The 13,706-nt window shown below is 64.4% G+C and carries 13 protein-coding genes; 6 read left to right on the top strand and 7 right to left on the bottom strand.

Going from position 1 to position 13,706, the window contains the following annotated elements:
- The first annotated feature begins 16 nt into the window (after window positions 1-16).
- From V8J55_RS10820 to V8J55_RS10805, 4 genes are read left to right on the top strand one after another with little or no spacing between them, the layout of a single operon-like run.
- Window positions 17-760 carry an SDR family oxidoreductase gene (locus V8J55_RS10820; protein ID WP_336445604.1) on the top strand — a complete coding sequence of 248 codons (744 nt, stop codon included), beginning with the start codon at window positions 17-19 and terminating at the stop codon, window positions 758-760.
- A complete protein-coding gene (locus V8J55_RS10815) occupies window positions 757-1,515 on the top strand; it encodes an SDR family NAD(P)-dependent oxidoreductase (protein WP_336445603.1) in 759 nt (252 codons plus the stop codon). The genes V8J55_RS10820 and V8J55_RS10815 overlap by 4 nt, the downstream gene beginning before the upstream one ends.
- 28 nt (window positions 1,516-1,543) lie before the next feature.
- Window positions 1,544-1,984 carry a GlcG/HbpS family heme-binding protein gene (locus V8J55_RS10810; RefSeq protein ID WP_336445602.1) on the top strand — a complete coding sequence of 147 codons (441 nt, stop codon included), beginning with the start codon at window positions 1,544-1,546 and terminating at the stop codon, window positions 1,982-1,984.
- Window positions 1,985-2,027: 43 nt separating this feature from the next.
- Window positions 2,028-2,984 carry a Gfo/Idh/MocA family protein gene (locus V8J55_RS10805; RefSeq protein ID WP_336445601.1) on the top strand — a complete coding sequence of 319 codons (957 nt, stop codon included), beginning with the start codon at window positions 2,028-2,030 and terminating at the stop codon, window positions 2,982-2,984.
- A 192-nt stretch (window positions 2,985-3,176) separates the two neighbouring features.
- On the opposite strand, the gene V8J55_RS10800 is transcribed toward V8J55_RS10805, so the two are convergent.
- The 7 genes from V8J55_RS10800 to V8J55_RS10770 all read right to left on the bottom strand — a co-directional run bounded on the left by V8J55_RS10800 (window position 3,177) and on the right by V8J55_RS10770 (window position 11,166).
- Window positions 3,177-4,052 (bottom strand): SMP-30/gluconolactonase/LRE family protein, encoded by an 876-nt coding sequence (locus tag V8J55_RS10800; protein WP_336445600.1) that lies wholly within the window; start codon window positions 4,050-4,052, stop codon window positions 3,177-3,179.
- A complete protein-coding gene (gene dld, locus V8J55_RS10795; RefSeq protein WP_336445599.1) occupies window positions 4,049-5,749 on the bottom strand; it encodes a D-lactate dehydrogenase in 1,701 nt (566 codons plus the stop codon). The genes V8J55_RS10800 and dld overlap by 4 nt, the downstream gene beginning before the upstream one ends.
- Window positions 5,739-6,593 carry a fumarylacetoacetate hydrolase family protein gene (locus tag V8J55_RS10790; RefSeq protein ID WP_336445598.1) on the bottom strand — a complete coding sequence of 285 codons (855 nt, stop codon included), beginning with the start codon at window positions 6,591-6,593 and terminating at the stop codon, window positions 5,739-5,741. The genes dld and V8J55_RS10790 overlap by 11 nt, the downstream gene beginning before the upstream one ends.
- A 146-nt stretch (window positions 6,594-6,739) precedes the next feature.
- The gene (locus V8J55_RS10785) at window positions 6,740-7,795 is read right to left on the bottom strand and encodes a sugar phosphate isomerase/epimerase family protein (protein ID WP_336445597.1); all 1,056 of its coding nucleotides are present in this window, start codon (window positions 7,793-7,795) and stop codon (window positions 6,740-6,742) included.
- 11 nt (window positions 7,796-7,806) lie between these two features.
- Window positions 7,807-8,904, bottom strand: coding sequence for a Gfo/Idh/MocA family protein (locus tag V8J55_RS10780; protein WP_336445596.1), 1,098 nt, complete (start codon window positions 8,902-8,904; stop codon window positions 7,807-7,809).
- A 48-nt stretch (window positions 8,905-8,952) separates the two neighbouring features.
- Window positions 8,953-9,906, bottom strand: a complete 954-nt coding sequence (locus tag V8J55_RS10775) for a sugar phosphate isomerase/epimerase family protein (protein WP_336445595.1) — start codon at window positions 9,904-9,906, stop codon at window positions 8,953-8,955.
- 24 nt (window positions 9,907-9,930) lie between these two features.
- Window positions 9,931-11,166 carry an MFS transporter gene (locus V8J55_RS10770; RefSeq protein WP_336445594.1) on the bottom strand — a complete coding sequence of 412 codons (1,236 nt, stop codon included), beginning with the start codon at window positions 11,164-11,166 and terminating at the stop codon, window positions 9,931-9,933.
- Between the two features lie 132 nt (window positions 11,167-11,298).
- Between V8J55_RS10770 and V8J55_RS10765 the strand changes: the two genes are divergently transcribed.
- Window positions 11,299-11,838, top strand: a complete 540-nt coding sequence (locus V8J55_RS10765) for a gluconate 2-dehydrogenase subunit 3 family protein (RefSeq protein ID WP_336445593.1) — start codon at window positions 11,299-11,301, stop codon at window positions 11,836-11,838.
- Window positions 11,839-11,860: 22 nt separating this feature from the next.
- Complete coding sequence (locus V8J55_RS10760) at window positions 11,861-13,549, top strand: GMC family oxidoreductase (protein ID WP_336445592.1); 1,689 nt, start codon at window positions 11,861-11,863, stop codon at window positions 13,547-13,549.
- The last annotated feature ends 157 nt before the right edge of the window (window positions 13,550-13,706 follow it).

The following is a 13,706-nucleotide window of genomic DNA, read 5'->3' as shown; positions in this document are numbered from 1 at the left end:
TATGGGAGATATCTGAATGACTGACCGAGTTTGCGCCGGCCGGCTTGCCGGCAAGCATTGTTTCGTGACCGCGGCCGGCCAGGGGATCGGACGCAGCATCGCCGAGCGCCTTGCCCGCGAAGGCGCTGACGTCGTGGGCGCCGACATCCGCTTTGCCCACGAACCCGTGCCCGGTGTCCGGCACGTCATTCTCGACGTGACCGATGATCGGGCGGTCGATGCCGCCGCCGCGCAATCCGGCGCGATCGATGTCCTCGTCAACTGCGTCGGCTTCGTGGCCTCGGGTCCACTGCTTGAATCGAGCCTCGAGGATCTTGATCGGAGTTATTCGCTGAATGTCCGCAGCATGGCGAAGATGATCCAGGCCTTTCTTCCGGCGATGATCGATCGCCGGTCGGGGTCGATCGTCAACATCGCTTCGGTCGTTTCGTCGGTCATGGCAGCCCCGAACCGCTTCGCCTATGGCACGACCAAGGCGGCGGTCATCGGGCTCACCATGTCGGTTGCACGCGATTATGTGAAGCAGGGCATCCGCTGCAATTCGATCAGCCCCGGCACCGTCGATACGCCATCGCTTCACGAGCGCTGGGCGGCGACCGGCGACGTCGAGACAGCCCGCGCCGCCTTCATTGCGCGCCAGGCGATGGGAAGGCTGGGCACCGCGGAGGAAGTCGCCGCCGCGGCCGCCTATCTCGCGTCCGACGAAGCGGGATTCGCAACCGGGACCAATCTTGTGATCGACGGAGGGATGAGCCTTTGACCAGCCCACTCGCTATCGTGACCGGGGGAAGCTCGGGCATCGGTCGCCACCTCGTCGAGGCATGCGCCGCCGCGGGCTATGCCGTCGCCTTCAACTATCGCGCGAAGGGAGATGCCGCCGAGGCCTTCGCCACGGCGCTGGCGACGGAGGGTCGCCGGATTCTCGCGCTGCCCTGCGATGTCGGGATCAAGAGCGACGTCGACGATTTTCACGCACGCGCGGTCGCCTGGCATGGCTCCGCGCCGTCGCTGCTCGTGAACAATGCGGGCATCCAGACCTGGTCACCCCTGCTCGACCTCGAAGAAGACCGGTGGGACGATGTGCTTCGCACCAATCTCAAAGGCTGTTTTCTCAATACGCAAGCCGCGGCGCGGCTGATGAAGGAGGCGGGCGGCGGCGCCATCGTCAATCTCGGATCGGGCTGCAACAAGCTCGCCTTCCCGAATCTCGTCGATTACACCGCGTCCAAGGGCGGTATCGAGCAGTTCACCAAGTCGGCTGCGGTTGAGCTCGGCGCGTTCGGGATTCGCGTCAACTGCGTGGCACCGGGGGCGATCGCAACCGAGCGCACCTTCGAGGAAGCGCCGGACTATGAAGCGAGCTGGGCACCGATCACGCCGCTCGGGCGCGTCGGGACACCCTCCGACGTGGCCGACGTCGTCCTGTTTTTCGCAAGCCCCGCGGCGCGCTTCGTAACCGGGCAGACCCTCTGGGTCGATGGCGGCGTCTTCACCCGCGCCGCTTGGCCCTATTGATGCGCCCCGGTCCGGAGGGAAATTTATCATGATGCAAGACGAAGGCCAACGGACGCGCGACCAGAAGTCGGTGACCCGGTCCGCGGCCGCGTCGCTGGTCCACACCGCGCTGGAGCTCGCCGAAGCGGGCGGATTCCAGGCTGCGATCGCGGTGGTCGACGAGGCCGGCGTGCTGCGCGCGTTTCAGCGCACCGATGGTGCCCCCTTTCTTACCGCGGAGATCGCCATCAACAAGGCGTGGACGGCCGCGTCGCTCGGCCATCCCACCCATGTGTGGAACGCGCTCACCGCCAATCCGGGGGTCGCGCCGCTGGCCAATCTCCCCCGCGTGATCGCGGTCGGCGGCGGGTATCCGCTGATTGAAAATGGCAAGGTAGTTGGCGGGTTCGCGATCTCGGGAGGCACAACCCAGCAGGACCAGGACGCAGCCTGCGAAGCAATGCGGCGGCTGGGGTTCGACGTGCCCTGACCTCGGCGCGATTACAGCCTGTTTGGGACATAAGGAGATTGGGATGAACAGTTTGCGAATTGGACTGATCGGTGCCTCGCGCGTCGCGACTTACGCGGTGATCGCGCCGGCGAAGGCACTCGGGGGTATCGAGGTCGTGACCGTTGCGGCGCGCGATCCGGAGCGCGCGAGGGCCTATGCCGAGGAGCATGGGATCCCGCGCTTCAGCGCCGACTATGAGGCGCTGATCTCCGATCCGGAGGTCGACCTGGTCTATATCGCGACACCGCCGCTTTCTCATCCGGATCAGGCGCTGGCTGCGATCGCAAAGGGAAAGCCGGTCCTCGTCGAGAAGCCCTTTGCCATCTCGTCCGCCGAAGCCCGGCGCGTCCTTGCCGCAGCGCGCGCCGCCGGGGTTCCGCTGTTCGAGGCGATGCATTCGCCGCACCATCGCCTCTTCAAGCATGTCCTCAAGTTGATAAACGATGGAACGATCGGTGCCGTGCGCCATATCGAAGCCTCGTTCACGGCGCCGATCGACCCCGAGGATCCGATCCGCTGGAACGGCGAGCTCGGCGGCGGCGCCCTCATGGACCTCGGGGTGTATCCGCTGACATGGGTGCGGCGGATCGCGGGCGAGGATTTCAACGTCTCGGAGGGGCATGTGACCATGCGCCAGGATGTCGACGAAAGTTTCGAGGTCAGGCTCGCCTTCCCCAATGGGACGACTGCGCGGATCGAGGCTTCGATGGCGGCGCCTGTTGCAGCGCGGCTGACCGTCGAAGGCGAGACCGGCCTGATCGCCGTGGTCAATCCCGTGGCGCCCCAGCGCGGCCACCAGCTTGTCGTGCGCGACAGCGCAGGCGAGCGAAGCGAGACGATCGAGGGTCCGAGCAGCTATGAAGAGCAATTGCTGGCAATCCGTGCCTCGCTGCAGGAGGGCGCGGCCTTCCTTTGTCCCGACGATGATTTCGTCAAGTCGATGGAAGCGATCGAACGTGTCCGGGAGAGCTGGCGCTAGCGCCCCGGCCGCCGGCGCGCGGGCTTGGCGCATGACGTCCGCCAAGGGCGGACATCCAGAGGCGAGCCTCACCTGATGCAAGTGCGGCTACGCTCTTCTAGATTGCCATTTTTCGCTCCCTTGCATCCCAGCCGATGGTTGCGCTGCTGCGAGAGGGTCTGGTGCGAGGTCCTGAACTGGGCAGGCTGCCCGTCAGATGAATAGGGTGCGGGGCGGCGCGCCGACCCGCACCGTGAAGCAGAAAATGTCGCCCGCCAGCGGCTGCGCGGCGAGAGCGGCAACACCGAGCCCCTTGCGCGCCGTCGTCGCGTAAGCGGTACGACCATCGGGGCCGCCGAGCGCCACTTTGGTGACATTCGCCACCGGAAACCGGGTCACGTCGGTCAGCGTTCCGCCCGCATCGTAACGGCGCGCGCACCAGCCGCCCCAGAGCCCCACCCAAAGGCCGCCTTCGGCGTCGCAGCAAATGCCGTCGGGATAGCCGTCGTCCGGATCGATCCGGACGAAAGATCGCCCCGCGCCGAGAGCTCCGCCAGCATCCACCGAATATGCGCGGATTTCGCCCGCCAAGGTATCGACCGCGTAGAGCGTCCCGCCGTCCGGCGACAGCGCCGGACCGTTGGTGATTGTCGTCGGCGCAATGCCGCAGTCCGAAACTGTCCCGTCGAAGCGGTAGAAACGTCCGCTCTCGATCCGCTCGGAGTCGTCCATGGTCCCGAACCATATCGAACCATCGGCGCCCAGGGTCGCATCGTTAAGCCGGTTTCCCGGGCGATCGGGTTCGACAGCCGCCATCAGGCGGAACGCGCCATCGTCCGGTGTAAATCGGTAAAGTCCGTCAGCGAGACCAGCGACCAGATAGTCCGGCTTCGCGGGTAGCACCCACCCGATCTTGGCCGGCGCCTGCCAGCTGTTCCTCTCGCGCGTGACGAGGTCGAGGCGATGAATTGCTGGCGCCAGAATATCGACGCACCACAGGCATGACCGTGTGGCATCCCAGACCGGTCCTTCGCCAAGCTCCGCCCGAAGCGCGAAGGCGTGGATCGCCTCACCTGTCGCTACTGTCATGTCCAGAATTTTTCCCTGCTCGTGCCGCCAATGCCGGGATTGAGCGCATTGACCGGATCGAGGCTGCGATAATGATCGTGAAGCGCGGGCGCCGCAGGATAGAGATGCCCGACATTATGCTCGGCGGGGTATTCGCCGCCGCGCGCACGGATCAGTTCGAGGAGCCGATGCTCGAGCGCGACCGGGTCGGCGCCCTTTCGCACGAGATAGTCCTGGTGGAAGACATGACAGAAAAAGTGGCCGTAGTAGAGCTTCCCGACGAGATCGCGCTCGATCTCCTCCGGGAGCGTCTCGAACCAGTCGAGGCTGTTGCGCGGCAGCGCGATATCGAGCGCGACGATATCCTCGATCTCGTCTGGATGAAGCGCTCTATAGCGCACCGCCGCGCCCGCAACGGCAAAGCGGTGGAGCATCGCGCGTTCTGCCTCTTCCGCACTGCATTCGAACATCTCGCCCGACGGGCTCGGGAACATGGCGGTGAACATGCGCTGCGCGAACCCGACGCAGTCCCTCGGCAGCTTGAGGATCAGATGATGCTCATAGGAGTCGCGAAAGGCGCGCATCCGCGGCGGCAGATGGTCGCCCGCCCAGCCGGCCGTCCGTTGGAGTAGGCGGTCGGCAAGCGATGCCGGGAGCCAGCGCAGCCGGCGCGTCCAGCGATCGATCCATGCCTTCACCCGAAAAAGCGTCGGAAGACGCGCCGTACCCAGCCTTGCGATTGCGAGCACCATATCCTTGCCATAGCGATCCGCGAGATCGAAGGCATCGCGATGGATATATTCGCCGGAAATCGGCAGCGACGGCGCATCGAGCAGGAGGCGACGCCGGATGCGCGTAAGCTCGTGGATGTCATTGGTGCCCACGTAGACGACAAGGGGATCGACCTCGCGCGCGAAGCTGTCGACGCGAACCGCGAAAACGATCAGTTTGCCCGCGCTTCCCGACGCCTCGAAGAGCCGGGCGGGATCGGCATTGAAGCGAGCCGGCGTCGGGGCGTCGACCGCGCGAACGATCGAGGCATAATCCTCGGCGGCCGAGGCTGACCGTTCCTCGGGCAGGATGTCGGCGTCGCCAAACCGGCCGGCCTCGAGATTGGCCAGGATCGTCTCCGGCTCCTCGCCCAGCGCAATGCCGAGATGATTGCACAGTTCGAGCTGCCCTTCGCCCGAGACACGCGCGAAGAGCGCATATTCGGTGTAAGCGGGACCCCGCCGGACGAGCGCGCCGCCCGAATTATTGCAGATCCCACCAATGATCGAAGCGCCGATACAGGAGGAGCCGATCACCGAATGGGGTTCTCGGTCAAGCGGCGCCAGCTGCTGTTCGAGCGCGTGCAGCGTGGCGCCGGCAAGGCATATGACCTGCGTTCCGCCGCGGATCGGATACACGCCGGCAATCCGCGCCGTGTTCATCACCACGACCGGGCGGTCGTAAATGCCGTCGGGTGTCGATCCCCCCGTGAGCCCGGTATTGGCCGCTTGCACGATGATAATGCGATCCGCCGCGACACAAGCCTCGGCGATCCGCCACATCTCGACGAGCGTTGCCGGACGGACGGCCGCTTCGACCGGCCCTTCACCGAAGCGATAGCCCCGTGCGAAGGGTTCGGCTGCGCTCCCGGTAAGCACATGCGCGCGTCCGGCGATATCGCGAAGACGCGCGATCAGATCACCGCCCGCGTCCTGGTCAGCGGTCATGATTCCAGGCAATCACCTTATGACGCTGGCGTCCGAGTTTCTCGATCCCAAGCTCGATGACATCGCCCTCCTCGAGCCAGACCTGCGGTTTCATTCCCATGCCGACACCCGGCGGTGTTCCCGTCGTGATGATGTCGCCGGGCAGCAGCACCATGAACTCGCTCACATAACTGACCAGCGCCGCACAATCGAAGATCATCGTGCGGGTATTGCCCGTCTGCATGCGCTTGCCGTTGACGTCGAGCCACATGTCGAGTGCCTGCGGATCGCCGACTTCGTCGGCCGTCACCAGCCATGGGCCCACCGGCCCGAAGGTTTCGCAACCCTTGCCGCGGTCCCAAGTCTGGCCGCGTTCCATCTGGAACTGGCGCTCGGACAGGTCGTCCACGACGAGGAAACCCGCGACATGATCGAGCGCGTCCCCCTCATCGACATAGGATGCGCGCTCGCCGATAACGATGCCGAGTTCGACCTCCCAGTCCATCTTGGTGGCGAGCCGCGGCTTGCGAACATCGTCATCGCAGCCCTGGATGCACGACACGGCCTTGGTGAAGATCACAGGCTCGGGCGGCGCGGCCTGGCCGGTTTCCGCAGCATGATCCGCATAGTTAAGGCCGATCGCGATGAACTGGCGGGTCCCGGCAACGGGGGGCGCATAGCGTACCGGCCCCTCGACGAGAGGCAGGCTCCGCCAGTCGAGGGCGCGCAGCCGGGCAAGCCCGGCGCGCGACAGCGTCTCGCCGTCGATGTCCGCGACGACGCCGCCAAGGTCGCGCAGCTGGCCATCTTCATCGACAAGTCCCGGCCGCTCCTCGCCAACCGCCCCAAATCGCACAAGCTTCATGAAATTATTCTCCAATCCTCAATTCGAGCCGCCCCATGTGAGCAGATCCGATTGCAAATGACCTTTCGCCGTGCCGTCCATCAGTGCGACCGCGCATCGACCGCCACGGCTGCGCCTCGCCCGTCCGGGCATTGCGCCGTTCGCCCTCAGCCGAGGCCCATGAGGCGCCGGTTCACGGCGGGGTCGGGGTCGCTCGCGGCGAAATCGTCGAAGGCATGATCGGTCACCCGAATGATATGATCGCGGATGAAGGGCGCGCCTTCGGCCGCTCCGTCCTCGGGATGCTTGAGCGCACATTCCCATTCGAGAACCGCCCAGCCAGGAAAATCATATTGGGCCATGCGCGAAAAGATGCCGCCGAAATCAACCTGACCATCGCCAAGCGAGCGGAAACGGCCGGGACGGTCCACCCAGGACTGATAGCCGCCATAGACACCGGCGCGCCCCGACGGATTGAATTCCGCGTCCTTCACATGAAAGCATTTGATGCGCTCATGATAGATGTCGATGAACGCGAGATAGTCGAGCTGCTGGAGCAGGAAATGGCTCGGATCATATAGAATATTTGCGCGTGTGTGACCGCCGACGGCATCGAGAAACATCTCGAAGGTGATGCCGTCGTGAAGGTCCTCGCCGGGATGAATCTCATAAGCGACATCGACACCCGCCTCGTCGAACGCATCGAGGATCGGCGTCCAGCGCCGGCCCAGCTCGGCGAACGCGTCTTCGACCAGGCCAGCCGGCCGCTGCGGCCAGGGGTAGAGATAAGGCCAGGCGAACGCGCCGGAAAAAGTGGCATGGGCGTTGAGGCCGAGATTGCGGCTGGCTTTGGCCGCCAGCAGAAGCTGATCGACCGCCCAGCGCTGGCGCGCGGCCGGATTGCCGCGAACCTCGGGGGCCGCGAAGGCGTCGAACTGCGCATCGTAGGCGGGATGCACCGCGACGAGCTGACCTTGCAGATGGGTCGAAATCTCGGTGATCTCGAGACCCTTGTCCGCGAGCATACCCTTGATCTCGTCGCAATAGCCGGTGCTTTCGGCGGCGCGTGCGAGGTCGAAGAGCCGCGCGTCCCAGCTCGGGATCTGAACGCCCTTATAGCCGAGGCCGGCAGACCAGCCCGCAATTGCTTCGAGGCTGTCGAATGGCGCCGTGTCGCCCGCGAATTGCGCGAGAAAGATGCCGGGACCCTTGATCGTGTGCATGGAATCGTCCTTCAAATGTCGAAATCGACCCAGCCGCTCGCGTTGCGGCTGGCTGCTACGGCGGCGCTTACAAAGGCCATGCCGCGCAGCCCGTCATCGATCCCGGGCACCGGGAAACCGGACCCGCCGCGAACCTGCTGTGCAAAATCGCGATAAATGTTCGCGAACGCCTCAAGATAGCCTTCGGGATGACCGCCGGGTAACCGGGTTGCACGGCGGGCGGCATCGCCGACCACCGAACCGGCGCGTATGATCTCGCTGCTGCCATCGAACCGGTGCAGAACAAGATTGGTCTGATCCTCCTGGCGCCAGACGAGCCCGCCTTTGTCGCCGTAGACCCGGATGCGCAGACCATTGAGCTCGCCGGTTTCGATCTGCGAAGCGAGGAGCACGCCCCTCGCGCCATTGTCGAAGCGCAGGAGCACCGCGACATCGTCGTCAAGCTGCCGGCCTGGAACCACGGCGGCCAGATCGGCAAACAGACGCGTCACGCGCAAACTCGTGACAAATTCGGCGAGGTGAAAGGCATGGGTGCCAATATCGCCGATACAGCCGCCCTCACCGGCGCGCGACGGATCAAGGCGCCACTCGGCCTGCTTTCCCTCGGCCTCGCCGGCGAGCCAGCCCTGCGGATATTCGACGACGACCTTGCGGATTGCTCCAAGATCGCCCGCTGCGATGCGTTCGCGCGCCTCGCGCACCATCGGATAGCCCGAATAAGTGTAGGTGATACCGAAAGGCAGCCCCGCGTCGGACACCGCGCCTGCCAGCTCCCGCGCTTCGGCAAGCGTCGCGGTGACGGGCTTGTCGCAGAGCACGGGAAGGCCCGAGGCGAGCGCCGCGCGCGCGGCCGGCAGATGATGATGATTGGGCGATACGATCGCGACAAAATCGATGCCGTCGCTCCGGGCGACTTCTCCCGCCAGCATCGAGGCGACATCGGCATAGGCGCGCTCGGGATCGATGCGATAGGCCTGCCCTGCCTCGCGCGAGCGCCCCGCATCGCTACTGAAGGCGCCGGCAACCAGCTCGATCTCGCGATCGAGCTCGGCGGCAATGCGGTGCACGGGACCGATGAAAGAGCCCGGGCCGCCGCCGATCATTCCCATCCGCAAGCGCCGCATATCAGTTACCCCGGGCATTGGCCGCGCCCCGCATCAGGCGCGAAGCTGCGCAAGAAAGGCGTAGGACTTTGCAGCAGCCTCGATGCGAGGGATCGCAAAGGGCGGTTCCTGTTCATAGTAGAAATGACGTGCGCCCGCCGCATAGGCCGCGGGCAGGACCCGGGCCCAGTCGACAGTGCCCGATCCAACCTCGGTCGGATCGGTGCGCATCGCCGTGTTGGGGACGAGCCCAGCTTTCACATCCTTGACGTGAAGCTGACGAACGCGCCCGCTGTAGCGCTTGAAAAAGGCCAGCGGGTCGACACCGGCGGACACGATCCACCCGACGTCGGCCTCGAAATGAACAAGCGCCGGATCGGTTTCGTCCGCGAGGATTTCCCAAGCCGTTCGCTCGCCGACCTGCATGAATTCGACGCTGTGATTGTGATAGCCGAGCGCGATGCCGTGCGCCTTCAGTGATGCGCCCCTTTCGTTCAGCAACGCCGCAAGGTCGGTCCACATCTTTTCACCGCCTTCCTTGACCGCCCGCGCGAATGCGGTGGCGAGATTCTCGCCGGGCAGGAGCTTGAAGCCCGACGGCATCGGAAACATCGGCACGACCGCCTGGCGCGCGCCGAGCACACCGAGGACATCTGCGAGCCGCTGCGGGTCCGTGCGCACCGAGAGATCGCCGGTCGTGCCGATATGCACCGAGCTGATCGCGACTCCTGCCGCGTCGGCGGCCCGGCGCACGTCGGCCGGCTCACGCCCGAGCAGTCCGGGCATTTCAATATCGCGAAAGCCGATCGCTGCCACTTTCTTCAGCGTCCCTTCAAGATCCTTCTGGGGTTCGTCCCCGAGGGCGTAGAGCTGGATGCCGATCGGAAGGCTCTTGCGATCAAAGAAAGCCCGGGTGTCCGGGCGCGTGACACAGGCAGGCAAAGCCAGCGCTGCGCCAGCGGTGAAAGCGCCGGCCAGCATCGTGCGGCGGTTTAGCGAAGGGTTCATGATGATCTCCAGATGAGGACTTTATCAGGCGCCGGGCGCGACGTCGCCATGGCGCTCGAGAGGGCGAGCCTGTGGCGGGCGAAACGCGACGAGGAGCAGCAGCGCGCCGATGAGCGCGAGGCCCGAGGGAATGAGGAAGAGGGTTCGGAAATCCGTTACCGGGCCCATGGGAGTGTCGATCGTCAGCGTCGACATGAGCCAGGGGAACAGGAAGCTCGCCACGACCATTCCGACGCCAAGGATCAGGAGGTTGAACAATCCCTGGGCGCTCGAACGCACATCCCCGGGGAAGGCCTCGTCGACGAAAATATAGACGGTGGCAAAGAAGAAAGCATAGCAGATGCCGTGGAGCAACTGCACCGCGATGATCGTCGGGATACTGTCCGGCATGAAGGCGAAAACGAGAAAGCGGGCGGCATGCCCAAGGATGCCGATGATCAGAACCGGCCGCCACCCGAGCTTCGCCAGCACGGTGCCGAGGACGAGCATCGTGACGATTTCCGCGACCTGTCCCAGGCTGAGCACCACCATCGAAAGATTGCCGGCGATGCCCACGCGCTGCGTGAGAAACGCGTCGGCCATCACGAAATAGCCATTGTGGACGACGGCATCAATGAAGGTGACGACGAACAGGACGCCGATGAAGGGTGTACGCAGCTGAGCGATCGCGCGGCGCCAGGCGAGCCGGTCGACGCCCTCACCCGACCGCGGCGGCGTGTGCGGCAGGGTCAGCGAATAGGCCGCCATAGCGAAGGAGATGAGTGCAGCGACGATGAAGATCGAACGTATTTCTCCAGCGTCGGCTTCGCTTCCGAGGAGCAGGATGAAGGGCCAGCTCGCCATCACCCAGCCGATCGTCCCGCCCATCCGGACCGAGCCGAACTGGCGCGCCGGATTCGAGAGGTTCGCGAACGCGAGGCTGTTCGAGACCGACAGCGTCGGGACGTAAACGAGGCTGAAGCCGAGATAGAAGAGGAAGAAGGGCAGGAAAGACGTGCTGAAGGCAGTGCCGAGCAGACAGACGCCGCCAATCGCGTGGCTGGCGGCGAGGAAACGCTCGGCAGCAAAGCTGCGGTCAGCGAACTGGTTCGAAAAGAAGATGCCAACGATCGCGGCGATGCCCCAGCTCATGCCGACCAGTCCCTGCTGACCCGGCGTGAAGCCGAGCAAAGCCATATAGGGGAAGATCTTCGGCTGCCAGGCGCCCCAGATCGCGACCTGAAGCACCATCATCAAGAACAGTCGTAACCAGACGCTCATCGCTCACGCTCCCCCAATATTCGAATCCGGTTCCTACCGTTCGGCCCTGCCTAGCGCGTTGCAACTTCCGGGACAATATGCTTGTAAGTATTCCGAAACAGGATTAGGTGACCGGAAAGAAAGGTGGAGAGGATGGATCAACTCAGCCGGCGCGGCATGCTGCGCAACATCATGCTGCTGGCCGGGGTCGCCGCGATCCCGCACGGCGCTGCCAACGCGCTTTTCACCGGACCCGCGTCGCTCCCTCCGGAAACGATGGCCCTGCTCAGCGCCGTCGCCGACACCATCATTCCTGCAACCGACACGCCGGGCGCAGCGGATGCGGGCGTGCCCGAACAGCTTCAGAAAATGCTCGCCAACTGGGCGACGGCGAAGCGCCGCGACGAAATGCTCGGCGCCTTGCAGGCGATCGACACCGCCGCCCGCACCGATGCCGGCTCGGCATTTGTTGCGCTCTCGCCAGCCGATCGGCTGAAGACACTGAGCGGGTTCGACAAGGCCAATGCGTTGAATCCCGGTTATTCGAAGTTCAAGGAACTCGTGATCCAGCTCTATTATTATTCGGAAGCCGGCGCGACCGAGGAGCTTCGCTACGAGCATAATCCGGGCGCCTGGGAGCCTTCGATCCCCGTCACGGCCGACACCCGCAACTATGGCGGGCCCGGGCTCTAATCGACCAGTTTGGAGAAAATCAGTGTTCGACGCCATCGTCATCGGATCGGGAATGAGCGGCGGGATTGCCGCCAAGGAATTGAGCGAGCGCGGCTTGAAGACCCTCGTCCTCGAGCGCGGCCGCAAACTGGAACATGGGGCATCCTACACCGACTCGGTGCTCCCCTGGGAACTCAGCAATGCGAACATGATCCCCGAAGAGGAACTCGCGCGCGACTATCCGATCCAGGGGCGCAGTTACGCGATGAGCGCCGCGACCAAGCAATATTGGGTCAAGGACCCCGAGCATCCCTACAGCACGCCCGAAGACAAGCCGTTCGGCTGGTTTCGCGGCAATCATCTCGGTGGCCGGTCGATCATGTGGGGCCGCCAGACCTACCGCCTGAGCGAAATGGATTTCGAGGCCAACAAGAAGGACGGGCATGGATCGGACTGGCCGATCCGCTACGCCGACATCGCCCCCTGGTATGACCATGTCGAACGCTTCATCGGCGTATCAGGCTCGAAGGAAGGCCTGCCGCAGCTTCCGGACGGCGAATTCCTGCCGCCTTTCGGGCTCAACGATGCAGAAAAGGATTTCGCCGGCAAGGTCGCAGACAAGTTCCCGGGCCGGCGCGTCATTCCCGGGCGCTGCGCGCATCTGTCCGAGGCGCGGCCGCATCATGAGGAGCTCGGACGCTCGCAGTGCCAGGTCCGCTCGCTGTGCGAGCGAGGCTGTACCTTCGGCGCCTATCACTCGAGTCTCAGTTCGTCGCTCCCGGCCGCGATGCGCACGGGCAATTGCACCATCGTCACCGACGCCGTCGTGCACAGCCTCGTCCATGACGCCAAGACCGGCAAGGTAACGGGCGTTCGCGTCATCGATTCAAACACGAAGAAAACGAAGATCTACAAGGCGAAGGTCGTGTTCCTGTGCGCCTCTACGATCCCGACGACACAGATACTGCTCAATTCGAAATCCGAGGCCAACCCGCACGGCCTCGGAAACGCGTCCGACATGCTCGGGCGCAATCTGATGGACCATTTCGGCGTGGGGGCCGCCGGTCTCTATCCCGGACTGGAGAACAGCTTCTATCGTGGCCGCCGCCCCACCGGTTTCTATATTCCGCGTTTCCGCAATGTGACCGAGTCTGGCGACTTCCTGCGCGGCTTCGGCTTCCAGGGCGGCGCTTCGCGCTCGGGCTGGGGTCTGAAATCAAAGCTCGGCGGTCCGAGCATCGTGGGCGCAGAACTCAAGCAACGCCTTCGCAGTCCCGGTTCGTGGCTCGTCTTTTTGAGCGGCTTCGGGGAAATGCTGCCCAACCGCGACAATCGCATCACCCTGCATCCGACCAAGACCGACCAGTGGGGCATTCCGCAAGCCCATATCGAATGCGTGCATGGCGAGAACGAGCTCAAGATGGGCAAGCAGATGATTGCCGACGCCAAGGCGATGATCGAAGTCGCAGGCGGACGCGTGGTCATGGGCGGCGCCAAGCTTACCATTCCCGGCGATGCCATCCACGAAATGGGCACCGCCTGCATGGGCAATGACCCGGGAACCTCGGTTCTGAACAAATATAATCAGGTCCATGGCGTCTCGAACCTGTTCGTCACCGACGGCGCGGCCATGGCATCGGGCGGATGCCAGAACCCGTCGCTTACCTATATGGCCCTCAGCGCACGCGCTGCGCACCACGCCACCGAGTTTCTGAAGGCCGGGACGATCTGATTGCCCGACCGGCGCGCGCGCGCCGCGTCCAGCATTGGTCGATCGACTTGCCGGGTGCTCGATCGCACCCGGCGACGATGATGGTCGATCCGCGACGCTATTCGAGACGAGAAGGTTTGCGGTGCCATCTTGCGAGGCGACGGCCTGGGCCATCGCC

The sequence above is a fragment of the Sphingopyxis sp. CCNWLW2 genome, from assembly GCF_037095755.1.
In the GTDB taxonomy this organism is placed as follows: Bacteria; Pseudomonadota; Alphaproteobacteria; order Sphingomonadales; family Sphingomonadaceae; genus Sphingopyxis.
This window is presented reverse-complemented; position numbering and strand designations above follow the sequence as displayed.